Raw genomic sequence first — 22,575 nt, 5'->3', positions numbered from 1 at the left:
GGGGCCGGTTTTCTTTTGGGCGGATCACTTGGACGCGGCGGCGAGCTTCAGCAGCGTCTCGCGGTCCTGCGTGACCAGTTTCTTGTAGTCGCCGACGATCTTCTCGAGTTCGTCCGACGGCAGCACGCTTTCGAGATCGGTGAATCCCTGCGGCGCGCGCTGCTCGACGATGTCGAGCATCACGTCGATTCCCTTGCGCCGGTTGCTGTCGACGATGCGCGCGGTGGGCGGCAGGCGCCGCTCCTCATAGCGACGCAGCGCGACCTCGGGATCGTCGCCGACCGCCAGCTCCTGCGTGATTGCCTCGCCGTCGAGGATCGCCTGCGAGGCGCCGTTGGAGCCGATCGGATACATCGGGTGGGCGGCATCGCCCAGCAAGGTGATGCGGCCATGGCTCCAGCGCGGCAGCGGATCGCGATCGACCATGGGGAATTCCAGGATCGTATGCGCGTTGCGGATGACCTCGGGCACGTCGAGCCAGCCGAAGTTCCAGTCGGCGAAGCGCGGCAGGAAATCCTCCAGCCGGCCCGGCTTGTTCCAGTCCTCGCGCGAGGGCAGGGCGCCGTCGCCCATGTGGAGGTCGCAGATCCAGTTGATCAGCGCTTCGCCGCGTTCGGCGTGGGCGCGGCTGATCGGATAGCAGACGAATTTCTGATTGTGATGGCCGGCCTGCACCATCGTGTTGCCGCCCAGGAAGGGCTTGCCCACGGTGACGCCGCGCCACATCAGGATGCCCTGCCACTTGGGCGGGCCTTCGTCCGGATAGTATTGCGCACGCACCGCGGAGTGGATGCCATCGGCGCCGATGAGGATGTCTGCCTCGACGTTCTCGACGGGCATGCCGTCGCGATCGACGAACTGTGCGGAGACCTTGCCGTGATGCTGTGCGAAGCGCGCGATGCGCCGCCCCATCCGGATACGGTCCGCGCCCAGCATTTCCCGGGCCGCGTGGACCAGGATCATCTGCAGCTCGCCGCGATGAATCGAGAATTGCGGCCAGGGGAGGCCAGCATGGCGTCCGCGCGGGTCGGCCCAGATCGTCTGGCCGTGGCGATTGGCGTAGCGCAGTTCGCGTGTTTCGATCGCGGTGGCGGCAAGGGCGGGCTCGAGGCCGAGGCTGCACAGGATGCGCACCGCGCCGGCCTGGATGTTGATGCCGACCCCCAGCGGTCGCATCTCCGACACGGCCTCGTAGACCTGCACGTCGTGCCCTGCGCGATGCAGGCACATGGCTGCGGTCAATCCGCCGATTCCGGCGCCGGCAATGATGATCTTCATGGGTGGCTCGTTGGTCTGTTCAGGTGTCCCGGCTCAGGCCGCGCTGGGCGAGAGCGTCCTCGTAGGTGGCCCAGCGCTCGGCCCGCGTTTCGCTGAGCTCGCGCAAATAGGCCCAGCTGTAGATGCCGCTGTCGTGGCGGTCGTCGAACACGATGCGGATCGCGTAGTGGCCGACCGGCTCGACCGAGGCGATCTTCACATGGCGGCGGCCGCCGACGATCTTCTTCTGGTTCGGCCCGTGGCCCTGCACTTCGGCGGACGGGCTCTCGACCCGCAGATATTCTGCGGGGAGCGCGCAGGCATGGCCGTCGGAGAAATCGATCTCCAGCCGTCCCTCCTCCTTGAAGACCCGGAGCTCGGTCGGCCATGGCGCCGCATCCGATTCGTAATTGCCGCCGTCGGGCACGGCCTTGGGGAATTCGGCGGTCACGGCACGTCCCGCAGCTGGCGCGCTTCGCTCACCAGCATGATGGGGATGCCGTCGCGGATCGGATAGGCGAGGCCGGCCTTGCGGCTGATCAGTTCGCCGGCCGCGGCGTCGTACTCCAGCGGGCCATGCGTCGCCGGGCAGACGAGGATTTCGAGCAGCTTCGGATCCACGCCGGCACGGCGCGGGGCTGCGGGGTCGTCCGATGGAGGGCTCATCGTGCGGTGTTTCCCTGATTTTTGTGCCGCTCTTATAGCACGGCGGCCGATGCCCGCCCTAGTGCGCGGCGGCGCGGTCCGACGTGGGCTTCCTCACGGCGGGAAAATAGTATAGGGGGGTATACTATGGCTCACCTTCAGAAGAACAAGGCCCGGCTGATGGCGCGGGTTCGCCGGATCGCGGGACAGATGGCGGCGATCGAGAAAGCGATCGATGAGGACGCCGACTGTGCCGCGGTGCTGCAGCAGGTCGCCGGTGCGCGTGGCGCCCTCAACGGCCTGATGGGCGAGTTGATCGAGGATCACGTCCGCGAGCATGTCGCCCGGCCGGGACTCGACGCCGCGGCGCGCGCCGTCGGCGCCGAGGAACTGATCGCCGTCGTCCGGCGCTATGCGAAGTGACGGGGACGACATGACCGCGCGAGGTATCGAAGCGCCTTCCCACGATCACGTGTTCCTCGGCGAGCGGCACGATGAAAATGCACGGCGCACGCTCTGGGTCGTGGGGCTGACCGCGCTGATGATGGCGGGCGAGATCGCCGCCGGCATCGTCTTCAATTCGATGGCCCTGCTGGCCGATGGTTTTCACATGGCAACCCACGCCGGCGCGCTCGCCGTGGCAGCCGCCGCCTACGCCTTTGCCCGGCGGCACGCCGCCGATCGTCGGTTCAGTTTCGGGACCGGCAAGGTCGGCGACCTGTCGGGGTTCGCATCGGCGATGGTCCTGGCGCTGGTCGCGCTGGGGATCGCCTTCGAGTCCGTCGGGCGCCTCTTCGATCCCTCACCGGTGGCCTTCGGCGAGGCGACTCTCGTCGCCATCGTGGGGCTGGTCGTCAACGTGGCCAGCGTATTCCTGCTGTCGGGCGGCCATAGCCATAGCCACGACCACGACCCTCATCACGACCATGGACATCATCACGACGCCCATCACGACAACAATCTCCGCTCGGCGTTCGCCCACGTCCTGGCCGATGCGCTGACCTCCGTCCTGGCGATCGTAGCCCTGGTGGCTGGCCGCTATCTCGGCTGGGTCTGGCTCGATCCCGTCATGGGCATCGTCGGCGGCATCGTGATCGCGATCTGGGCGTGGAACCTCCTGCGCGACACGGCCGCCGTGCTGCTGGACACCAGCGATCCGCATCTCGAGGCGGAGGTGCGGGAGCAGGTCGAGGGCCCCGGCGATGCGCGCATCACGGATCTGCACATCTGGCGGATCGGTCCCGGCGCCCATGCCGCGATCGTCAGCGTCGCGGGCAGTGTCGACGGCAAGACCATTCGCGAACGCCTCGTGCCGGTCCACGAACTCGCGCATGTGACGATCGAAACCCGCTGACGCTGCGGGTGGCAGGCTCAGTTCGTGCGGCCGGGCGGTGTGTCCGAGTTGTCGCCGAAGGCGCTCATTTCGAGGAAGGCGATCAGCAGCTTGGCGCGTGCCGTGCTGTCGGCGGCCTCCAGCAGGGCCTGCTTCTCGGCCGGACCGAACGGCAGCACCATCGACAGCGAGGTGACGAGGTTGGCGTCGGCCGCCTTGTTCACCGCATCCCAGTCGGTCGAGAGCTGGCGGCCGCGGAAGAAGGCGGCAAGGGCCGCCATCAGCCGGTCGCGATCGAGTTCGACGACGTCGTCGGCATGATCGAGATCGGCGCGATAGGGCGAGAAGACCGAGGAGACGCGGCGGTAACCGCCCTGGGCGGGGTCGAGCTCGCGCACGATGTCGAAGCGGCATACGCCGCTCAGCACCAGCATCAGCCGACCGTCCTCGGTCTCGTTGAAGTTGGTGATGCGTCCGGCGCAGCCAACCTTGTGCACCTTGGGACGACCGTCGTCCGACGGCATCCCGTCGCCGGCGAAGCCGCCGGGCTGAACCGGCTGCACCATGCCGATCATGCGCGAACCCGCCAGTGCATCGGAGATCATGGCGAGATAGCGCGGCTCGAAGATGTTGAGCGGCAGTTTGCCGCCGGGCAGCAGCAGCACGCCCGACAGCGGAAAGATCGGCAGCGTCTCGGGAAGCTGCTCGAAGGACGGCTCGAACGGATTGCGCGCCGGCCTGTCAGAGGAGCGCTCCGAGTCACTCATGAAGAGGGGCTCACGAGAACAGGATGGTCGAAAGCCGCTTGCGGCCGTCGACCGAGATGGGATCGCTGAAGCCCAGCGCCTCGAAGAACTTCAGGAGCTGCTGGCGCGCGGCGGCCTCGTTCCAGTTGCGGTCGGCCTTGATCATGGCAAGCAACTCGTCGACCGCCTCCTGCTTCTGGTTACCGGCCCAATAGGCCATGGCGAGGTCGAGGCGAGCCTGGAAGTCCTTCGGATCGGCCTCGGCCTTGGCCTTGAGCTCGCCGATCGGGCCGGCATCCTTGGCCTTCTCGGCAAGATCGATGGCGGCCTGGGCGGCCACGACATCGGCGCCGGTGCGCTCCTTGGCCGGGATCTGCTCAAGCAGCTCCTTGGCCTGTTCGACGTCGCCGAGAGAGACCTGGTAACGCGCGAGGCCGGCCAGGGCCACGACGTTGGTCGGCTCGAGGCCCAACACCTCGCTGTAGAGCTGCGCGGCGGTGTCCATGTCGTTCTGCGCGACCGCGGCCTTGGCCTGTTCGAGCAGTTCGGCCAGCTCCGCGGCTGCGGGATCGCCGGTGGCGCCGCCGGAAGCCTGGATGAGACGGGCGACGAATTCCTTGATCTGGCTCTCGGGCACCGCGCCCATGAAGCCGTCGACCGGGCGGCCGCCGAAGAAGGCATAGACGGCCGGAATCGACTGGATGCGCAGCTGCTGGGCCAGCATCTGGTTCTTGTCGATGTCGATCTTGACCAGCTTGACCGCGCCCTTGGCCTCTTTGACGACCTTTTCGATCATCGGCTGGAGCGTTTTGCACGGCCCGCACCACGGCGCCCAGAAATCGACGATCACCGGTACGGTGCGCGAGGTTTCGAGCACGTCCTTGGCGAACTTCGTCTGGTCGCTGTCCTTGATCAGGTCGGCGGGGGCAGCCTGCGGCGCGGCGCCCTGCAGCATCGTTTCCATGAGTCCTCGAGCGGAATTGGGATGTTCGCCTGCAATGTGGCGTCGGCCCCCCCGGGAAGCAAGGGGCCACACCGATCCGTTCTAGGGGGCGCGAACCTGGTGTTTCATCAACTCGTCACCGAGGCGCCCGGTGAGGAAGAGGCCGCACATCCGGTAATCGCTGATCAGCGACCAGAACGGCGCCTCGAAGGTGGCGGGCCGGTTCTTCTCGATGAAGAAATGACCGAACCAGGCTGGGCCGTAGCCAAACACGGGGACGCCCAGCAGCCACCACCAGTTCTGCGATGCGACCGCCCAGACGAGGAGGGCGGCGGACGCGATGGTGCCGACATAGTGCACGGCCCGCGTCGATGGCTTCGCGTGCTCGCGCAGATAGAAGGGCCAGAACTCGGCGTAGGTCCGGAAGCGTGAGGCCATCCGGAAAGACTACCCCAAAGCGCCGGACTTTTTGAGGGCGTCGATCTCGGCCTCGCTGAAGCCGGTCTCGCGCAGTACCTCGTCGTTGTGCTGGCCGACCTCGGGGGGAGGGCCGGCGGTACGCGGCGTGGCGAAGCCCAGCCGGATCGGCGTGTTGACGGTGCGCGGGATCGCCGGATTGGTCGTTTCGGCGAAGATGCCGGCATGTTCGGCCTGCTCGTCGTCGATCACGTCGGCCAGCCGTCCGATCACCCCGAAGGGGATGCCGGTCCCGGAGAGGCGCTTCTCCCAGTCGGCATAGAGGCGCGCGGCGAAGACCGGCGCCAGCAGGTCGTGCAGGTCCTGGGCATGGGCACGCCGTTCCGGCCGTCCGGTGAAGCGCGGATCGGCCATCAGGTCGGGCCGCTCGATGATGTCGCAGAACGTCGCCCAGAGCCGGTCGTCGCGGACCATCAGGAGCTGCAGCCAGCGATCGTCGAAGGTGCGATAGAGGTTGGTCAACGCATTGCGCGGCCTGTCGGGCGGCGGGCGCACCGGCAGTTGCGCCCCGATCAGCGCGCCGGCGGCGGTGGTGCCGTTGGCCCAGACGCCGTTGGCGTAGAGCGAGGTGCCGACCCAGCCGCCCTTGCCGGTCTGGTCGCGCCGCCGCAGGCCCATCAGGATCGCGGCGACCAGGGTCATTGCGGTCGCGCGGTCGCCCTGCGCCGGCAGCGAGACTCCCGGCGGGCCGCCGTCATAGCGCGCCGCATCGAGGATGCCGGAGCGGCCGAAATAGGCGGTGATGTCGAAGCCCGGCCGGTCGCGGTCGGGGCCGGTCTCGCCGTAGCCGGTGAGCGAGCAATAGACGAGGCGCGGGTTGATCGGCTCGATGTCCTCCCAGCGCAACCGCAGCCGCTCGCGCGCCGGCGGCGGGAAGTTCACGATCATCACGTCGGCGCGTTTCAGCAGCCGTTCGAGGATGGTGCGGGCGCCGTCGGTCTTGAGATCGAGCGCCAGCGAGCGCTTGTGGCGGCCGTCGAGCTGCCACGGAAAATTCCGGTCGCTCTGCGGGTAGCTCGCGTTGCGGAAGCTGTTGCGGTGCGGATCGCCGTCGACCGGCGGCTCGATCTTGATGACGTCCGCGCCGAAATCGCCCAGAGCCGCCGCGGCGGCCGGTGCGGCGATGAAGGAGCTGATGTCGAGGACGGTGAGGCCCGCCAGCGGCAGAGGTTCGTCCGGCGTCATCGAAGCGCACCGCTCGCCTTGAGAGCCGCGACTTCCTGCGCGCTGACGCCGGCCTCGCGCAGCACCTGCTCGCTGTGCTCGCCGAGTTCCGGGGCGGGATGCGCGATGCGCTGGGTGGCGAAGCCGAGGCGGATCGGATCTGCCAGCGTCCGCGGCATGTCGGGGATCGCCGTGTCGACCACGGCGCCGCAGGCCACGGCCTGCTCATCGTCGGGCACGTCCTGCGGGCGGCTGATGACGCCGAAGGTGACGCTGTGCGTCGCCAGGGCCTCGCGCCAATGCTCGTAGGGCTTTGTGGCGAAGATGTCGCTCAGGATGCCGGCGAGCTCGCCGGCGCGGGCGCGACGCTCGGGCTCGGTGGAGAACCGCGGATCGTCGATCAGGGACTCCAGTCCCATCGCGCGGCAGAGCGGCGCCCAGAGCTTGTCGGTGCGCACGATGGTGAGCTGCAGCCAGCGATCGTCGGACGTGCGGTAGATGTTGCCCAGCGCCGAGCGCGGCCGGTCGGGCGGCGGCCGGTGCGGCAGGAAGGCGCCGACGAGCGCTGCCTGGGCGATCACGCCGCACGACCACAGGCCGTTGCCGAGCAGCGACGTGCCGACCCAGGAGCCTTCGCCGGTCTTCATGCGGTGGATGAGCGCCATGAGAATGGACGAGACGAGTGCCATCGCCGTCGCGCGATCGCCCTGCGCGGGTCCAGGCACGCCCGGTGGTCCGCCCTCATAGCGCTGCGCATCGAGCAGGCCCGAGCGGGCGAAATACGCGGTCGCATCGAAGCCCGGCCGGTCGCGATCGGGGCCGCTCTCGCCGTAGCCGGTGAGGGAGGCGTAGATCAGCTTCGGGTTGACCTGCTTCACGTCGTCATAGGCGAGCTTGAGCTTGTCGCGCACCGGCGGCGGGAAGTTGCAGATCAGGATGTCGGAGGTCGCGATCAGCCGGTCGAGGGCGGTGCGGGCGTCCGCCTGCTTGAGGTCGAGCACGATCGAGCGCTTGTTCCGCGAATCCATCTGCCAGGGATAGTTGACCTCGCTCTTCGGGTAGTTCGCCGAATCCTGCATGATCCGGCGATTGGGATCGCCGTCCGGTCCTTCGACCTTGATCACGTCGGCGCCCCAGTCGCCCAGCACGACGGCAGCAGCCGGTGCGGCGATGAACGAGCTGATGTCCAGTACGCGCAATCCCGCCAACGGCAGGGCAGTCTCGGTCATGGATTCTCCCTTTCGCGGCCGATATGGGCGCGACGCTCTGGCCGCCGTCAACACCGCTCGTTAGCTTGATTTCGGCACGCGGTGTGCTTGCCGGCATTTGAGAACGAGGAATCCGATAGTGGCAAAGAAGCGCAAACCGAATTTTCTGATCGTGCTGATAGACGACCTCCGGTTCGACGAGCTGGGGATCTGCGGCCATCCCTATATGAAGACGCCGCATATCGATCGCATCGGCCATGAAGGCGCGATGTTCACCTCGGCGTTCCACACCACGCCGCTCTGCTCGCCCAACCGTGCCTCGATCCTGACCGGCCAGTATGCGAGCCGCCACGGCATCATCGACAATGTGGCGCGCGACGCCCACAGCCATCGACTGCCGAACTACCACGTCATCCTGCAGCGCCTGGGCTACGAAACCGCTCATATCGGCAAGTGGCACATGGGCAATTCCGGCGGTCCGCGGCCAGGCTACGACAAGTGGGTGAGCTTCCCCGGCCACGGCTCGATCATCGATCCGATCCTGAACATCGATGGCCAGGAAAAGAAATACAAAGGCTACATCACCGACCTGTTGAACGGGCACGCCGTCGACTTCCTCAAGAAGAAGCGCGACAAGCCCTTTGCGCTGTTCTTCGCGCACAAGGCCGTGCATCCCGACGCCTTCCAGGCGGCCGACGGCACGATCGACTTCACCGACGGTGGCTACCGTCCCGCGCCGCGCCATGCCGACCTCTACAAGGGCGAACACTTTCCGCGCCGGCCCAATGCGCTGCCTGCGGCCGACGTAGTGAAGGACAAGCCGGCCTGGACCGAAGCCCATGCGCTTCGCGTCAATGAGGCCTCGCGCAAGGTGCTGGATGGAATCCTGGCCGGCACCGACGAGGAAATCCGCCTGCGCGCCGCCATGATGGCCTCGGTCGACGAGGGCATGGGCGACATCCTCAAGCTGCTCGAGGAGAAGGGCGAACTCGACAATACCTTCATCCTGTTCTTCGGTGACAACGGCTACTTCTTCGGCGAACACGGGCTCGGGCCCGAGCGGCGCTTTGCCTACGAAGAAGGCATCAAGTCGCCGTTCCTCATCCGTTATCCCGCCTGGTTCAAGCCGGGCACGCTGAACGACGAGCTGGTGCTGGCGCTCGACATCGCACCGACGCTCGTCGATCTGGCGGGCGGCAAGGCCGCGGACTTCAAGACGATGCAGGGCCAGTCGCTCAAGCCGCTCGCCAAAGGGGCCAAGCCCAAGGGCTGGCGCACGTCGTTCATGTGCGAATACTTCAGCGAGAACGCCATGCCGTGGCTGGTGGGCATGAGCTACAAGGCGATCCGCACCAAGCGACACAAGTACATCCACTGGACGCAGAAATCGCTCGACGGCGTCGCGTGCGACGAACTCTACGACCTCAAGACCGATCCCTACGAAATGAAAAACCTGATCGGCAAGCGATCGGAGAAGGGGCTGGTGGCGCGTTTGCGCAAGCAGCTCGCTTCTCTGGTCGCGAAGTCCGTCGGCCTCTAGGAGACTGAGAGCCATGCTCCTGACGAAGAGAAGCTTCCTCGCTGCCGGATTGGCCGCCGTCTCGACGCGGAGCATGGCGCAGGCCTGGCCGACCAGGCCGATCCGCATGATCGTGCCGCTGGCGCCCGGCGCCACGGCCGACATCATCGCGCGTATCTATGCCGACGAACTCGGCAAGGCGCTCGGCCAGAACGTCGTGGTCGACAACAAGACGGGCGCCGGTGGCACGATCGCCTCCGCCGAAGCTGCGCGTGCGGCGCCCGATGGCTACACGATGCTGCTGGTCTCGCAGGGAACCATGGTGTTCAACATCGGGCTCTATCCGAAGCCGGGCTACGATCCGGTGAAGAACTTCGACCCGGTGGCTGTTGCGGGTTCCGTCTCCAATGTCCTGGTCGTGCATCCCGACAATCCGGCGAAGACGGTGGCCGACCTGATCGCGCAGGCCAAGGCGAAGCCGGGGGAACTGACCTACTCGTCGGGCGGCACCGGGACGAGTCACCACCTGTCGGCCGTCCTGTTCGAGCGCGATGCCGGCGTGAAGCTGCAGCACGTGCCCTATCGCACGACGCCGGCCGGGATCATGGGCGTCGCCAACGGCGAGGTGACGATGGCCTTCTACAACACGCCGACCGTGGTCGGTCAGATCAAGGGCGGAAAGCTGAAGGCCCTCGCCGTCACCAGCGCGCAGCGGTCGGAACTGCTGCCCGAAGTGCCGACGATGGTCGAGCAGGGCATGAAGGATTACGTATTCAACACGTGGATGGGCTTCGCCATGCCGAAAGGCACGCCGGCGCCGGTCATCGACAAGCTGAACGCGGAAATCATCCGCATCGCCAAGCTGCCGGCGGTGCTGGAGAAGACGAAGGGCCAGGGCATCGACATGATGCCGCCCGACTCGCCCGCTGCCGTCGACAAGCTGATACGCGACGAGCTGGCGCTCTGGCTTCCCATCATCAAGGCCTCGGGCGCGACGGCCGAGTAGCAGGCGCTATCCTTGCCAAAGCAGGGCCTTGCGCGTATCTCCCCCTGTCCTTCAATCAGGGGTGCGCGCACGCTAGGCGCATATAGTCATGGGCTACAGAGTCGCCGTCGTCGGCGCGACCGGCAATGTCGGTCGCGAAATGTTGCAGATCCTGGCCGAGAGGAACTTCCCGGCCGATGAGGTCGTCGCGCTGGCCTCCTCCCGTTCGGTCGGCCTGAAGGCCTCGTTCGGCGACAAGTCGATTCTGAAGGTCCAGGATCTCGCCAAGTTCGACTTCAAGGGCATCGACATCGTTCTGAGCTCGCCGGGCGCCAAGGTGTCGGCGGAGCACAGCCCGCGCGCCGCCAAGGCCGGCGCGGTGGTGATCGACAACACTTCCTACTGGCGCATGGATCCGGACGTGCCGCTGGTCGTGCCCGAGGTCAATCCGCAGGCGATCGCCGGCTACAAGGGCCGCGGCATCATCGCCAACCCGAACTGCTCGACCATCCAGATGGTCGTCGCGTTGAAGCCGATCCACGACGCGGCCGGCATCAAGCGCGTCGTCGTGTCGACCTATCAGTCGACGTCCGGCGCGGGCAAGGAAGCGATGGACGAGCTGGTCAACCAGACCAAGAGCTTCTTCGTCAACCAGACGCTCGACCCGGTGAAGTTCACCAAGAACATCGCCTTCAACGTCATTCCCCAGATCGACGTCTTCATGGATGACGGCTCGACCAAGGAAGAGTGGAAGATGGTGGTCGAGACCAAGAAGATCCTCGACCCCAGGATCAAGGTCCACGCGACCTGCGTGCGCGTGCCGACCTTCGTCGGTCACGCCGAGGCGGTGAACCTCGAGCTCGAGCGGCCGCTCGACGATGACGAGGCGCGGCGCATCCTCGCCGCGGCGCCCGGCATCCTGGTGGTCGACCAGCGCGAGCCCGGCGGCTACGTGACGCCGAAGGAAGTCACCGGCCAGGACGGCGTGTTCGTGAGCCGCATCCGCTCCGATCCCACGGTCGAGAACGGCCTGGCGATGTGGGTCGTCAGCGACAATCTGCGCAAGGGCGCGGCGCTGAACGCCGTCCAGATCGCCGAAGAGCTGATCAAGGGCTACATCTAAGTAGTGTCGTTCTAACGACCCGCACCACCTCATCCTGAGGAGCGCGAAGCGCGTCTCGAAGGATGGGCGACAGACGCGGTGCGGGCGGCCCATGCTTCGAGACGGCTGCTGCGCAGCCTCCTCAGCATGAGGTTGTTGGGACGATCCAGAAATCGAATGGCGCCGGCCTCTGGGTCGGCGCCATTTTCATGTGAGGACGGATGCTTGTGTGGGGTCGCTGAGGTAGACTGCACGCGTGAACGACACGCCCCACATCCATCCGACGAAGCGTGAATCCGCGGGTTCCAGCGCGCCGACGCCGTTGTTCGGCAGCGCCGCCGACAGCTTCGTCCAGCAATTGCGCCTGGCGTCGCAGGCCCACCGCGCCGGGCGTCTCGAGGAGGCGATCACCTCCTACCTGCGGCTGCTCGCGGTTCGTCCCGATCATGCCGAACTGCACAACAATCTCGGTGTCGCGCTGCGACTCGCGGGCAAGCTCGAAGCCTCGGTGTCGCATCATCGGCTGGCGCTGGCGGCCGACCCGGAAAATCCGGCCCTGCATTCCAATCTCGGCAATGCGCTGCGCGCCGTGAATCGCTTCGACGAGGCGGTGAAGCATCATTTCCAGTCGATCGCGCTCAGCCGCGACTATGCCGAGGGCTTCTTCAATCTCGCGCTCTGCCTGCGCGACCTCGGCCGCCTCGACGAAGCCATCGGCTGCTTCAGCCGCGCACTGACGATCAATCCCGACAGCCGGCGTGTCCGAGTCGAGTTCGCGATCGCGCTCCTGATGCGCGGCGAGCTCGAAGCGGGTTTTGCCGCCTACGAGATCCGCAAGCGCCTGCCCGAAACGCCGACGCCCGACTTCGCGCAGCCGGCGTGGGACGGCGGGCCCCTCCAGGGCAAGCGCATCCTGCTCTATCCGGAGCAGGGCCTGAGCGACGTGCTGCTGTTCGTGCGCTTCGCCCGCGAACTGAAGCGGCGCGGCGCCACTGTCATCGTCCTGTGCCAAGCGCTGCTGAAGGAATTGCTTCACGCGGCCGACTGCATCGACGAGGTCGTGGCCGAGGAAGAGCCGCTCCCCGCGTTCGACGTGCATGCGTCGATGGTGTCGCTGCCGCATCTGTGCCGCGCCGATTTCGCGGCGCTTTCGACCGACACGCCCTATCTCCGGGCGCCGGAGGAAAGCCGCATCAAGCTCGGTCGGCTCGAGCAGGCGAAGGTGCGCATCGGCATCTACTGGGCGGCGATGCCGGGCCAGGCGCAGGACCGCCAGCGCTCGGTGTCGTTCGAGCATTTCCTGGCGCTCTCGGGCGATCCGGAGCTGCTGTTCTTCAGCCTGCAGGGTGGCGTCCACCAGAAGGACATCCAGGCGTTCGGCGCCGGCGGACTGGTGCACGATGTCGGCCGCGGCATCTTCGACTTCGGCGAGGCCGCCACGGCGCTGTCGCAACTCGACCTGCTGATCTCGATCGACGCGCCGGTGGCGCACCTTGCCGCGGCAATGGGCGTGAAGACCTGGGTGCTGCTGCCTTCGACCGCCGACTGGCGCTGGCAGCTCGGTGGTGCCGAGGCGCCCTGGTACCCGTCGGCGCGCGTCTTCCAACAGACGACTCCCGGAAACTGGAACGACGTCTTCACCGCCGTGCGGCGCGAACTCGACACCCTGAAGAGGACATCGGCCTAAGGCGAAAGCCGCCGCAGCGCCTCGGCATCGTCGACATCGTCCAGCGTATCGGCCAAGGCGGTCGTAACGTGCCGCGGCAGGCCGGCCAATGTGTCGGCAAGCGCCGTCGGCGTCGACCAGCGCACGCCGTCGAACAGGGAACGCGGCAGGGGCCGCCCACGTCGCGCGCCGACCAGCCAGAAGCCGCCATCGCGCGCCGGGCCGAAGACGAGATCGTGCCCGCCGAGCAACGCGAAAGCCCGCGCGATGTGATGGGTGCGCATCGCAGGAATGTCGCTGCCCACCAGCACGACGGGCCCGGCGGGCAAGGTCAGGAACGGCCGCTTCATGCGCCGGCCGAGATCGCCCGGCCTCTGGGGCTTTCTCCGGGAGACAGGCACGAGGCGCCAGGCAGAATCTCGGAGCGCCGTGTCGGGCGTCACGAACAACCACACGGTCCAGCGCGGATCGCACGTCATGCGCCTGATCTGGTCGTCGAGAAGGCGGCGGTAGAAGCGGGCGGCATCCCTCATGCCGATCTCCCGGCCCAGCCGGCGCTTCACGCGACCGGTCTGCGGGGCGCGGGCGAAGATGACGAGATGGCGTTTCATCAGCCGTAGAGCCGTCGCAGAGTCTGTGGCGGGACGCCGGCGAAATAGAGCGAGAGACAGCTGAGGTTGCGCAACGGGCGGAGCCACCAGCCATCGCGCCGATAGCGGGTCGCCGACGTGATCGCATCGGCCTCGAGAGGAACCAGATCGTTCCGGCCGATACGGCGCACGAGGTCGACATCCTCCATCAGCGGCAGCGATCGAAAGCCACCGATATGATCGTACTGCGCACGAGAAATCAGCAGCCCCTGGTCGCCATAGGGAAGGCCGAAGGTGCGGCACCGCCAGGCGGCCAGTCGCTCGACCCTGCGCGCGGCGGGTTCGGCGGCATCGAAGCGCAGACGGAAATAGCCGGCCTTGCCGGCGACCGAGGCGACGAAGCGCGCGATCACCTCGCCCGCGCCGGCGTCCAGTCTCGTATCGGCATGCAGGAACAGCAGCCACGGCGCAACGCCCGCAGCGGCGCCAGCGGCAAGCTGGCCACCGCGCCCGGCCGGTGCCGATACGACGGCTGTCCCGGCCCGGTGCGCAATCTCAACCGTGTCGTCACGCGAGCCGCCGTCGCAGATGGTCGTCGAGAAGGCGAGTTCGGGATGGGTGGGACGTGCCGCGAGAGTGGCATCAAGCGTCGGGCCCACGTTCAGCGTCGGAATGACGATGTCGATGGCGGTCGTCACGCGCTGCAGGCGGCCCCGCCCAGGACGCAGAACTTGGCGCAATGCGGATGGTTGAGGCGCACCTCGCCGACGCTTTCCGCCAATGTCCCGCCCAGTTCGAATTGCGGATCGTAGGGCAGCAGGGTGCAGGCGACCACGGCGGGGCGTGCCGCGCCCTTTCGCTTCACCACCATGCGGGCGGACGCGCACATCACGCTGTCCGGCGACTTCTTCAGGATGCCCCAGCAGGCCGTCGTGATTTCGGGAACGTCGACGGTCGGATCCATCTCCGGAAAGAGCACCAGCCGCGCCGGATCGTGTGCGTCGATCGTGACGCCCAGTCGTGTGAAAAGCTGCGCATAGCCGGCACGGACTTCGCCATCGGTCTCGTTGGAGAAGTGGCGGCCCGCCACGTGCACGTCGAAACCTGCCTCGGCCAGCCAGACCAGCCCATCGATGGTCGGCTTCCAGCTTCGCAGGCCACGTTCCTCCTCGTGCAGGGATCTTTCGTAGTGATCGACCGAGACGCGGATCGCGAAATTGTCGCGACCGTGACGCGCCAGCAGGTCGAGCAGCGCCGGCTTCATTCTGTGCATCGGCTTCATCGCGTTGGTCAGCACGATCGCCTTGAGGCCGCGCGCGAGCACGTCGTCCAGCATCGCAGGCAGGTCGGGATTCATGAAGGGCTCGCCGCCCGTGAAGCCGATCAGCCGCGTGCCGTGGCCGTCGCGCTCGATTTCGTCGAGATAGACCGCGACCTCGCCGGCCGTGAGATAGACCAGCCGGTCGTTGCGCGGCGAGGATTCGATGTAGCAGTTGCGGCAGGTGAGATTGCAGAGGGTGCCGGTGTTGAACCACAGCGTCTCGAGCGCCTTCAGGCCGACATGCGCGCGCGTCTCGCCCTTGGCCGTCAGCCAGGCATCCTTGAATTTCGCGGGATCGAGGAGAGCGGGCAGCATCGGGGAAATCCTGCGCAACGGGCGGCGGCGGAGGCTAGCACACTTCGTGCAATGCAAAGTGGCCGCGAAAGGGCGGGTTCCGAAACCGTAACTCGCTCACGTGCGCGCATCTCGACCGCGCGACGGCGCTTCGCTACGGTTCGTCAACACCTGAGGGGATTTGAATGCTCGACGACAAGGCGCTTGCCACGATCTTCCGTGACGCCCGCACGCACAATGGCTGGCTCGACAAGCCGGTGACCGACGAAAAACTCCACGAGATCTACGACCTCATGAAGTGGGGCCCGACCTCGGCCAACTGCCAGCCTGCCCGGATCGTCTTCGTGCGCACCAAGGAGGGCAAGGAGAAGCTCAAGCCGGCGCTGAGCGCGGGCAATACCGAGAAGACGATGACGGCGCCGGTGACGGCGATCCTCGCCTACGATCCGGAATTCTTCGAGCACCTGCCGCGGATGTTCCCGCACGACAAGACGGCCATCCACTGGTTCAAGGGCAAGCCGGCGGCCGAACCGACCGCGTTCCGCAACGGCACCCTGCAGGGCGCCTACCTGATCATCGCGGCCCGCGCGCTGGGTCTCGATTGCGGCGCCATGAGCGGCTTCGACAATGCCAAGGTCGATGCGGCTTTCTTCCCCGATGGCAAGTTCAAGACGAACTTCCTGTGCAACATCGGCTACGGCGATCACGCGAAGCTGTTCGGGCGCAGCCCGCGCTTCGAGTTCGACGAGGTCTGCAAGATCGTCTGAGAGTGTTCAGCCCTTCCCCTTTGCGGACTCCGCAAAGGGGAAGGGGCCTCGTCTTCAAGGGCGATGGCGTCATGACCCCTCCGTCGCATCAGCGGCTTGGTTACAAGCCGCGGACGCGACACCTCCCCATTCGAACGGGGAGGAGGCTCAAAAGCCGAAGAACTTGCCCATCTGCTTCCAGGGCAGCGGCAGCAGCGAGATCAGTGCCACCAGCCCGAAGCCCAGGATGATGGCGCCGGAGCCGCGATTGAGCCACAGCAGGCCGGCACCGGTGAAGCGGGCCCTGAGCGATACGGACGCGGTGCAGATGATCGTCCACCAGGCCAGCGCGCCGCAGAACACGGCGGCGACCAGCAGGGTGGCGTCGGGCAGGCTCGCGCCGACGCCGGCCAGGTTGCGGCCGGCGAAGGCCGCGCCGAAGGCCATCACGGTGAGCGGATTGAACACCGTGATGAAGAAGCTCGAACTGGCATAGTGGAGGTGGGTCGAGAACTGGTGCTCGCGGTCGTCGGCCACGGGATCGCCGACATTGCGCGGCCGGTGACGCATCGTCGTCCAGCCCATGATCACCAGCACGAGGCCGCCGATGCCCAGCAGCCAGGCCTCCCGCTCGATCACGAACTTCTGCACGAAGGACAGGCCGAAGGCCGCGACGGCGCCGAACACCGCGTCGCCCAGTGCTGCCCCGATGCCGGTCATGTAGCCGGCCATGGCGCCGACGGTGATGGAGCGCCGGATGCAGAGCGCCGCCGCCGGCCCGACCGGCACGGCGATGAGGAAGCCGATCGCCGCGCCCTCGATGGCCAGCGAGATGGGATTGAACACGAAACCCGGCACGTCCATCGCGTGCCTATAGCCTCTCGGCCTTGAACGCGCGCGGCGGGGCGACCAGCCGGTCCTGCGCCGCCACCAGCTGCAGCTCGCGCTCGCCCATCGCCTGGGTGGCTTCCAGCACCGCGAAGATCGACGAGGCGGCCTTGCCGAGCGCATCGGCGATTTCGTCGCCGGAGATCCAGTGCGCCGTGAACAGGGCGGCGACCGCGTCGCCGGTGCCATTCGGCGCGATCTCGAAGCCGATCATCGGCGTCGCCACCCGCCAGGCAGCCTCCCGCGTCACCGCCACCATCTCGATCGTGTCGGCCGCTGCATCGGCACGGCGCAGGCTGGTGATGAGGGCGAGCCGCGGTCCCGGGAGCTCTCCCTGGAGCAGGGTGCGCGCCGCCGCCAGCGCCTCGGCCATGGTCGAGACGGTCCGGCCGGTCAGGTGCTCGAGCTCGAAATGATTGGGCGTCACCAGGTCTGCAGCGGGGATCGCGCGATCGCGGAAGAAGGTATCGATGCCCGGCTTGACGTAGATGCCGGTGTCGATGTCGCCCAGCACCGGATCGCAGCACCAGATGGCGCGTGGGTTGGCGGCCCGCACGCGGCGTGCGGTATCCAGGACGACATCGGCCAGGGCCGCGTCGCCGACATAGCCGGTCAGTAAGCCATCGCACCGCGAGAATTGCCCCAGTGCTTCGATGCCCTGCACGATCTCCGAGACCTGCTCGGCCGAGGCCGCGCGACCGCGCCACGCGCCGTACCCCGTGTGATTGGAGAACTCGACCGTATTCACCGCCCAGACTTCGTGGCCCAATCGTTGCAGGGGAAAAGCAGCCGCACGATTGCCGACGTAGCCGTAGGCGACATGGCTCTGGAGGGACAGGAAGCGCATGGCCGGCGCCACCTTGCCACAAGGAAGGCCGCCATTATAGTCCGCCGCGTTTTTCGGGGAGGCCTAGAGATGTCGAAGTCCGTCCGTCCGCGCCGCAGCGTGCTCTACATGCCCGGCGCCAATACGCGTGCACTGGAAAAGGCCCGCACCCTGCAGGCCGATGCGCTGATCTTCGACCTCGAGGACGCGGTGGCGCCCGATGCTAAGGAGGCGGCACGCGCCAACGTGGTCGCCGCGGCGCAGAGCAAGGGCTACGGCAAACGCGAGATCGCGATCCGCTGCAACGGTCTCGGCACGCCCTGGGGCGCCGCCGACATCACCGCGATCGCCAAATCGGGCGCCGACGCGGTCGTGGTGCCGAAAGTGGAGAGTGCCGCCGAGGTGGCGAGCGTGATCGGCCTGCTCGACGCCGCCGGCGCTCCCGAGTCGATGGCGGTCTGGGCGATGATGGAAACGCCCAAGGGCATCCTGCGCGCCGAAGAGGTGGCGGGCTCGCATCCGCGGCTCACGCTCTTCATCATGGGCACCAACGATCTGGTGAAGGACATGCGCGCGCGCCACACGCCGATGCGCCTGCCGATGATCACGGCGCTCGGCCTCGGCATGCTCGCCGCCCGCGCCCACGGTCTCACCATCCTCGATGGCGTCTACAACGACATCCAGGACGCCGAAGGCTTCCGCGCCGTCTGCCAGCAGGGGCTGGAGATGGGCTTCGACGGCAAGACGCTGATCCATCCCACGCAGGTCGAGCCCTGCAACGAGGTGTTCGCGCCGTCCCCGGCCGAGCTGGAAATGGCGGCCAAGATCGTGACGGCGTTCAAGGCGGCGCAGGCCGAAGGCAAGGGCGTCGTCACCGTCGATGGACGCATGATCGAGAACCTTCACGTCGATCAGGCCGAGCGCGCGCTGGCGCTCGCCACCGCGATCAAGGAACTGCAGGCCGCCCCATGAGCCCCACGAGCATGAGCCCCAAGAGCACAAGCAAGACCAACAACGGCAACTTCTTCGAGGATTTCCGCGTCGGGCAGGAATTCCACCATGCCACGCCGCGGACGCTGACCGAGGCCGATGCGGCGCTGAACGTCGCGCTCTACGGCTCGCGCTTCGCCATCAACTCGTCCGACGAGTTCGCCCGGGCGATCGGCCTGCCGCGCGCGCCGCTCGACGACATGCTCGTCTTCCATGTCGTCATCGGCAAGACGGTGCCGGACATCTCGCTGAACGCCGTCGCCAATCTCGGCTATGCCGAGTTCCGCTGGGGCGTGCCGGTCTATCCGGGCGACACGCTGTCGTCGAAGTCGACCGTGCTGGGCCTGCGCGAGAATTCCAACAAGACGAGCGGCGTCGTCTGGGTGCGCTCGACGGGCGTCAACCAGAAGGGCGAAATGGTGCTCGACTATGTGCGCTGGGTGATGGTGCACAAGCGCGACCCGCAGGCGCCGGTGCAGGCGACCGTCGTGCCGAAGACCGCGCCAGCGGTGAAGCCGGAGGACCTCGTCGTGCCGGCCGGGCTGTCGCTCGCCGGCTATGACGATGGCGCGGCCGGCTCGTCGCATCGCTGGGAGGATTACGCGCCGGGCGAGCGCATCGACCATGTGAGCGGCATCACGCTCGAGGACTCCGACCACATGTTCTCGACGCGGCTCTACCAGAACACCGCGCGCGTGCATTTCGACGCCTTCGCCGGAAAGCAGACCCGCTTCGGCCGCCGCCTCGCCTATGGTGGTCACGTGATCTCGCTCATGCGGGCACTGTCGTTCAACGGGCTGGCCAACGGTTTCCGCGTCGCCGCGTTCAATGCGGGAAGCCACGTTGCCCCGACATTCGGCGGCGACACGATCTATGCCTGGTCCGAGGTGCTCGAGACGGCGCCGCTGCCGGGCCGTGAGGATGTCGGCGCTTTGCGAATGCGAAGCATTGCGGCAAAGGATTGCCCGTGCGGCGAGTGGCCGGGCAAGGGCGCGGACGGCAAATATCATCCCGCCGTGGTTCTCGATCTCGACTATTGGCTGCTGATGCCGAGGCGCAAAGCCTAGCCGGCCGCTCGGTAGGCGGATTTCAGCTTGCAAATCCGGGGCTTAAGGCTCGTGCGACGCCGACATTCGTTGACTTGATGCGGCTGCGCGCTAAAAACAGCGCCAGCCGATATCGGCACTAGAGGTCATCACGGATGAGCGTCGCCAACCGGCCGGTGCATCGGCCGCTTTCTCCGCATCTGCAAGTCTATCGCCCGCAGCTCACCTCCACTCTCTCGATCCTGCATCGTGCGACGGGTATCGCCCTGTCGGTGGGCGTGCTCTATCTCGCCGTCTGGGTGATGTGCGCGTCTGCGGGCCCCGAGACCTATGCGAAGTTCCAGGGCTTCAACAGTTCGATCGTCGGGCGCTTCGTGCTGGGCGGCTGGCTGTTCTGCCTGTTCTATCACCTGTTCAACGGCATCCGGCATCTCTTCTGGGATGCGGGCTACGGCTTCGAGCTCAAGGACGCCTATCGCAGCGGCTGGCTGGTCGTGGCGGCTTCCCTCGTGGTGACGGCGATCGCGTGGATCGTCGGCCTGCGGCTGATCTGAGGAGCGACGGATGAACAGCGATCTCAGAAGCCCCCTCAATCGCGCCCGCGGCCTCGGCTCGGCCAAGGACGGGCTGCATCACTGGTGGGCGCAGCGTCTCACCGCCCTCGCGCTGATCCCGCTCGTGATCTGGTTCGCCATCTCGCTCGTAACGATGAGCGGTGCCGACTACGGCATGGTGCGCGCCTGGATCGGATCGCCGGTCGCGATGGTGCTGCTGATCCTGACCATCGTGATCGGGCTGCATCACGGCCAGCTCGGGTTGCAGGTCGTGATCGAGGACTACGTGCACAATGACGGTCTCAAGCTGGCGCTGATCGTGGCGGTGAGGTTCATCGCGGTCTTGTTCGGCCTGGCTGCGGTCGTGGCCATCATGCGTATCGGATTCGGAGGCTAAGTCATGGCCGAGGCCAGCAGCGGCAAGAGCAACCCGCCCGTCGCGGGAATCGTCAACATCGGCAACACCGCCTACAAGGTGATCGATCACGAATACGACGTGGTCATCGTCGGTGCCGGCGGTGCCGGTCTTCGCGCGACCTTCGGCATGGCCAACAAGGGCTTCAAGACGGCCTGCATCACCAAGGTGTTCCCGACCCGCAGCCACACCGTGGCGGCGCAGGGCGGCATCTCCGCGGCGCTGGGCAACATGGGCCCGGACGACTGGCGTTGGCACATGTACGACACGGTCAAGGGCTCCGACTGGCTCGGCGACCAGGACGCGATCGAATACATGTGCCGCGACGGCATCGGCGCGATCATCGAGCTCGAGCATTACGGCGTGCCGTTCAGCCGCACGCCCGAGGGCAAGATCTACCAGCGCCCGTTCGGCGGCATGACGACGGAATACGGCAAGGGCATCGCCCAGCGCACCTGCGCCGCCGCCGACCGCACCGGCCACGCGATCCTGCACACGCTCTACCAGCAGTCACTGCGGAACCACGCCGAGTTCTTCATCGAGTATTTCGCCCTCGACCTGATCATGGACGAAGGCGTCTGCCGCGGCGTCATGGCCTGGAACCTCGACGACGGCACCATCCATCGCTTCCGCGCCCACAAGGTGGTGCTGGCGACCGGCGGCTACGGCCGCGTCTACCAGACGGCGACCTCGGCCCACACCTGCACGGGTGACGGTGGCGCCATGGCGCTGCGCGCCGGCCTGCCCCTGCAGGATCTCGAGTTCGTGCAGTTCCATCCCACCGGCGTGTTCGGTGCGGGCTGCCTGATCACCGAGGGCGTGCGCGGCGAAGGCGGCTACGTCACCAACTCGAGCGGCGAGCGCTTCATGGAGCGCTATGCCCCGTCGGCCAAGGATCTCGCCTCGCGCGACGTCGTCAGCCGTTCGATGACCGTCGAGATCCGCGAAGGCCGCGGCTGCGGTCCGAACAAGGATTACATCGAGCTGCACGTCGAGCATCTCGACCCGAAGATCATCCACGAGCGCCTGCCGGGCATCGCCGAGACCGCGCGTATCTTCGCCGGCGTCGACGTCACCCGCCAGCCGATCCCGATCCTGCCGACCTGCCACTACAATATGGGCGGCATCCCGGCGAACTATCACTGCGAAGTGATGACGGTGAAGGACGGCAATCCCAATACCGTCGTCCCCGGCCTGATGGCGCTGGGCGAGGCCGCATCGGTCGGCGTCCATGGCGCCAACCGTCTCGGCTCCAACTCGCTGCTCGAGCTGGTCGTGTTCGGCCGCTCCGCCGCCAACCGGGTGGCCGAGCAGATGACGCCGGGCCAGCCGCACAAGGACATGAAGAACGCCGGCGAGGAGGCGATCGCCCGCCTCGACCGCGCCCGCCACGCCAACGGCGGCACGCCGACGTCCCAGCTGCGCGCCATGATGCAGAAGACCATGCAGAACGATTGCGCGGTGTTCCGCACGACCAAGACCCTCGAAGAGGGCTGCGTGAACATGGACAAGGTGTTCGCCGGCAAGGACGACGTCCGCGTCAAGGACCGCTCGATGATCTGGAACTCCGATCTCATGGAGACGCTGGAGTTCGAGAACCTGATCCTCCAGGCGCAGGGCACGATCCGCTCGGCGGCCAATCGCAAGGAAAGCCGCGGCGCCCACGCGCAAGAGGATTTCCCGGACCGCAACGACAAGGACTGGCTGAAGCACACGGTCGTCTGGGTCGACGAGAAGACCGGCAAGACGCGTATCGACTACCGTCCGGTCAACCTGCAGCCGATGAGCAACGACGTTCAGTCGTTCCCGCCAAAAGCCCGCGTGTACTAAGCGCCCGCGTGTACTGAGTTCGAGAGGACC

General features: G+C 66.9%; 25 protein-coding genes. 12 read left to right on the top strand and 13 right to left on the bottom strand.

Annotated features, from left to right (window positions below; genetic code table 11):
* Positions 1-24: 24 nt before the first annotated feature.
* From ACQY78_RS14895 to ACQY78_RS14885, 3 genes are read right to left on the bottom strand one after another with little or no spacing between them, the layout of a single operon-like run.
* Entirely contained in the window at positions 25-1,278 is a 1,254-nt protein-coding gene (locus ACQY78_RS14895; protein WP_428676298.1) for a flavin-dependent oxidoreductase, read from the bottom strand.
* 19 nt (positions 1,279-1,297) lie between these two features.
* The gene (locus ACQY78_RS14890) at positions 1,298-1,684 is read right to left on the bottom strand and encodes a gamma-butyrobetaine hydroxylase-like domain-containing protein (protein ID WP_428686389.1); all 387 of its coding nucleotides are present in this window, start codon (positions 1,682-1,684) and stop codon (positions 1,298-1,300) included.
* A 20-nt stretch (positions 1,685-1,704) separates the two neighbouring features.
* Positions 1,705-1,923: a Trm112 family protein gene (locus ACQY78_RS14885; protein WP_425068475.1), complete on the bottom strand. Its 219-nt coding sequence runs from the start codon at positions 1,921-1,923 to the stop codon at positions 1,705-1,707.
* 126 nt (positions 1,924-2,049) lie between these two features.
* Between ACQY78_RS14885 and ACQY78_RS14880 the strand changes: the two genes are divergently transcribed.
* Positions 2,050-2,325 (top strand): metal/formaldehyde-sensitive transcriptional repressor, encoded by a 276-nt coding sequence (locus ACQY78_RS14880; protein WP_428676295.1) that lies wholly within the window; start codon positions 2,050-2,052, stop codon positions 2,323-2,325.
* Between the two features lie 10 nt (positions 2,326-2,335).
* The gene (gene dmeF / locus ACQY78_RS14875; protein ID WP_428676293.1) at positions 2,336-3,256 is read left to right on the top strand and encodes a CDF family Co(II)/Ni(II) efflux transporter DmeF; all 921 of its coding nucleotides are present in this window, start codon (positions 2,336-2,338) and stop codon (positions 3,254-3,256) included.
* Positions 3,257-3,273: 17 nt separating this feature from the next.
* Here dmeF and ACQY78_RS14870 read toward each other — a convergent pair whose 3' ends face one another.
* The 5 genes from ACQY78_RS14870 to ACQY78_RS14850 all read right to left on the bottom strand — a co-directional run bounded on the left by ACQY78_RS14870 (position 3,274) and on the right by ACQY78_RS14850 (position 7,794).
* Entirely contained in the window at positions 3,274-4,002 is a 729-nt protein-coding gene (locus tag ACQY78_RS14870; protein WP_428676292.1) for an LON peptidase substrate-binding domain-containing protein, read from the bottom strand.
* Positions 4,003-4,012: 10 nt separating this feature from the next.
* Positions 4,013-4,945, bottom strand: a complete 933-nt coding sequence (gene trxA / locus ACQY78_RS14865; RefSeq protein WP_428676290.1) for a thioredoxin — start codon at positions 4,943-4,945, stop codon at positions 4,013-4,015.
* 81 nt (positions 4,946-5,026) lie between these two features.
* Positions 5,027-5,362, bottom strand: a complete 336-nt coding sequence (locus ACQY78_RS14860; RefSeq protein ID WP_428676288.1) for an Mpo1-like protein — start codon at positions 5,360-5,362, stop codon at positions 5,027-5,029.
* A gap of 9 nt (positions 5,363-5,371) precedes the next feature.
* On the bottom strand, positions 5,372-6,586 hold the full coding sequence (locus tag ACQY78_RS14855; RefSeq protein ID WP_428676287.1) for a CaiB/BaiF CoA transferase family protein: 1,215 nt from the start codon (positions 6,584-6,586) through the stop codon (positions 5,372-5,374).
* Positions 6,583-7,794, bottom strand: a complete 1,212-nt coding sequence (locus ACQY78_RS14850; protein WP_428676286.1) for a CaiB/BaiF CoA transferase family protein — start codon at positions 7,792-7,794, stop codon at positions 6,583-6,585. The genes ACQY78_RS14855 and ACQY78_RS14850 overlap by 4 nt, the downstream gene beginning before the upstream one ends.
* A gap of 118 nt (positions 7,795-7,912) precedes the next feature.
* Between ACQY78_RS14850 and ACQY78_RS14845 the strand changes: the two genes are divergently transcribed.
* From ACQY78_RS14845 to ACQY78_RS14830, 4 genes are all read left to right on the top strand, one after another.
* Positions 7,913-9,313, top strand: a complete 1,401-nt coding sequence (locus tag ACQY78_RS14845; RefSeq protein ID WP_428676285.1) for a sulfatase-like hydrolase/transferase — start codon at positions 7,913-7,915, stop codon at positions 9,311-9,313.
* 13 nt (positions 9,314-9,326) lie between these two features.
* Positions 9,327-10,298 carry a Bug family tripartite tricarboxylate transporter substrate binding protein gene (locus ACQY78_RS14840; RefSeq protein WP_428676284.1) on the top strand — a complete coding sequence of 324 codons (972 nt, stop codon included), beginning with the start codon at positions 9,327-9,329 and terminating at the stop codon, positions 10,296-10,298.
* A gap of 88 nt (positions 10,299-10,386) precedes the next feature.
* Positions 10,387-11,400, top strand: coding sequence for an aspartate-semialdehyde dehydrogenase (locus ACQY78_RS14835; protein ID WP_428676282.1), 1,014 nt, complete (start codon positions 10,387-10,389; stop codon positions 11,398-11,400).
* 235 nt (positions 11,401-11,635) lie between these two features.
* Entirely contained in the window at positions 11,636-13,066 is a 1,431-nt protein-coding gene (locus ACQY78_RS14830) for a tetratricopeptide repeat protein (protein ID WP_428676280.1), read from the top strand.
* Here the strand turns inward: ACQY78_RS14830 and ACQY78_RS14825 are convergent.
* Genes ACQY78_RS14825 through ACQY78_RS14815 form a run of 3 tightly spaced genes read right to left on the bottom strand, consistent with a single transcriptional unit; the run spans position 13,063 to position 15,271 of the window.
* The gene (locus tag ACQY78_RS14825) at positions 13,063-13,656 is read right to left on the bottom strand and encodes a TIGR04282 family arsenosugar biosynthesis glycosyltransferase (RefSeq protein WP_428676278.1); all 594 of its coding nucleotides are present in this window, start codon (positions 13,654-13,656) and stop codon (positions 13,063-13,065) included. The two genes, ACQY78_RS14830 and ACQY78_RS14825, sit on opposite strands and share 4 nt — an antisense overlap.
* Complete coding sequence (locus ACQY78_RS14820) at positions 13,656-14,333, bottom strand: TIGR04283 family arsenosugar biosynthesis glycosyltransferase (RefSeq protein ID WP_428676276.1); 678 nt, start codon at positions 14,331-14,333, stop codon at positions 13,656-13,658. Before ACQY78_RS14820 ends, ACQY78_RS14825 begins: the two co-directional genes overlap by 1 nt.
* The gene (locus ACQY78_RS14815; protein WP_428676274.1) at positions 14,330-15,271 is read right to left on the bottom strand and encodes a radical SAM protein; all 942 of its coding nucleotides are present in this window, start codon (positions 15,269-15,271) and stop codon (positions 14,330-14,332) included. The genes ACQY78_RS14820 and ACQY78_RS14815 overlap by 4 nt, the downstream gene beginning before the upstream one ends.
* A 164-nt stretch (positions 15,272-15,435) precedes the next feature.
* Here ACQY78_RS14815 and ACQY78_RS14810 point away from each other — a divergent pair, with 164 nt between their 5' ends.
* Positions 15,436-16,017, top strand: a complete 582-nt coding sequence (locus ACQY78_RS14810; protein WP_428676273.1) for a malonic semialdehyde reductase — start codon at positions 15,436-15,438, stop codon at positions 16,015-16,017.
* Between the two features lie 147 nt (positions 16,018-16,164).
* Here the strand turns inward: ACQY78_RS14810 and ACQY78_RS14805 are convergent, their stop codons facing one another.
* Together ACQY78_RS14805 and pdxY are read right to left on the bottom strand one after the other, a co-directional pair.
* Positions 16,165-16,860, bottom strand: coding sequence for a LysE family translocator (locus ACQY78_RS14805; RefSeq protein ID WP_428676271.1), 696 nt, complete (start codon positions 16,858-16,860; stop codon positions 16,165-16,167).
* A gap of 7 nt (positions 16,861-16,867) precedes the next feature.
* Complete coding sequence (gene pdxY / locus ACQY78_RS14800) at positions 16,868-17,731, bottom strand: pyridoxal kinase PdxY (RefSeq protein ID WP_428676269.1); 864 nt, start codon at positions 17,729-17,731, stop codon at positions 16,868-16,870.
* A 69-nt stretch (positions 17,732-17,800) separates the two neighbouring features.
* On the opposite strand from pdxY, the gene ACQY78_RS14795 reads away from it, so the two are divergent.
* The 5 genes from ACQY78_RS14795 to sdhA all read left to right on the top strand — a co-directional run bounded on the left by ACQY78_RS14795 (position 17,801) and on the right by sdhA (position 22,545).
* Positions 17,801-18,682 carry an HpcH/HpaI aldolase/citrate lyase family protein gene (locus ACQY78_RS14795; RefSeq protein ID WP_428676268.1) on the top strand — a complete coding sequence of 294 codons (882 nt, stop codon included), beginning with the start codon at positions 17,801-17,803 and terminating at the stop codon, positions 18,680-18,682.
* Entirely contained in the window at positions 18,679-19,767 is a 1,089-nt protein-coding gene (locus tag ACQY78_RS14790) for a MaoC family dehydratase (RefSeq protein ID WP_428676266.1), read from the top strand. Before ACQY78_RS14795 ends, ACQY78_RS14790 begins: the two co-directional genes overlap by 4 nt.
* A gap of 134 nt (positions 19,768-19,901) precedes the next feature.
* Positions 19,902-20,300 (top strand): succinate dehydrogenase, cytochrome b556 subunit, encoded by a 399-nt coding sequence (sdhC, locus tag ACQY78_RS14785; protein WP_428676264.1) that lies wholly within the window; start codon positions 19,902-19,904, stop codon positions 20,298-20,300.
* Positions 20,301-20,310: 10 nt separating this feature from the next.
* A complete protein-coding gene (sdhD, locus tag ACQY78_RS14780) occupies positions 20,311-20,697 on the top strand; it encodes a succinate dehydrogenase, hydrophobic membrane anchor protein (RefSeq protein WP_428676262.1) in 387 nt (128 codons plus the stop codon).
* Positions 20,698-20,700: 3 nt separating this feature from the next.
* Positions 20,701-22,545, top strand: coding sequence for a succinate dehydrogenase flavoprotein subunit (gene sdhA / locus ACQY78_RS14775; RefSeq protein ID WP_428676260.1), 1,845 nt, complete (start codon positions 20,701-20,703; stop codon positions 22,543-22,545).
* The last annotated feature ends 30 nt before the right edge of the window (positions 22,546-22,575 follow it).

It is taken from the genome of Reyranella sp. (assembly GCF_965279625.1).
Lineage (GTDB): Bacteria > Pseudomonadota > Alphaproteobacteria > Reyranellales > Reyranellaceae > Reyranella.
Note: the sequence above shows the minus strand (reverse complement) of the source record. Positions and strands in the feature narration are given on the sequence as shown.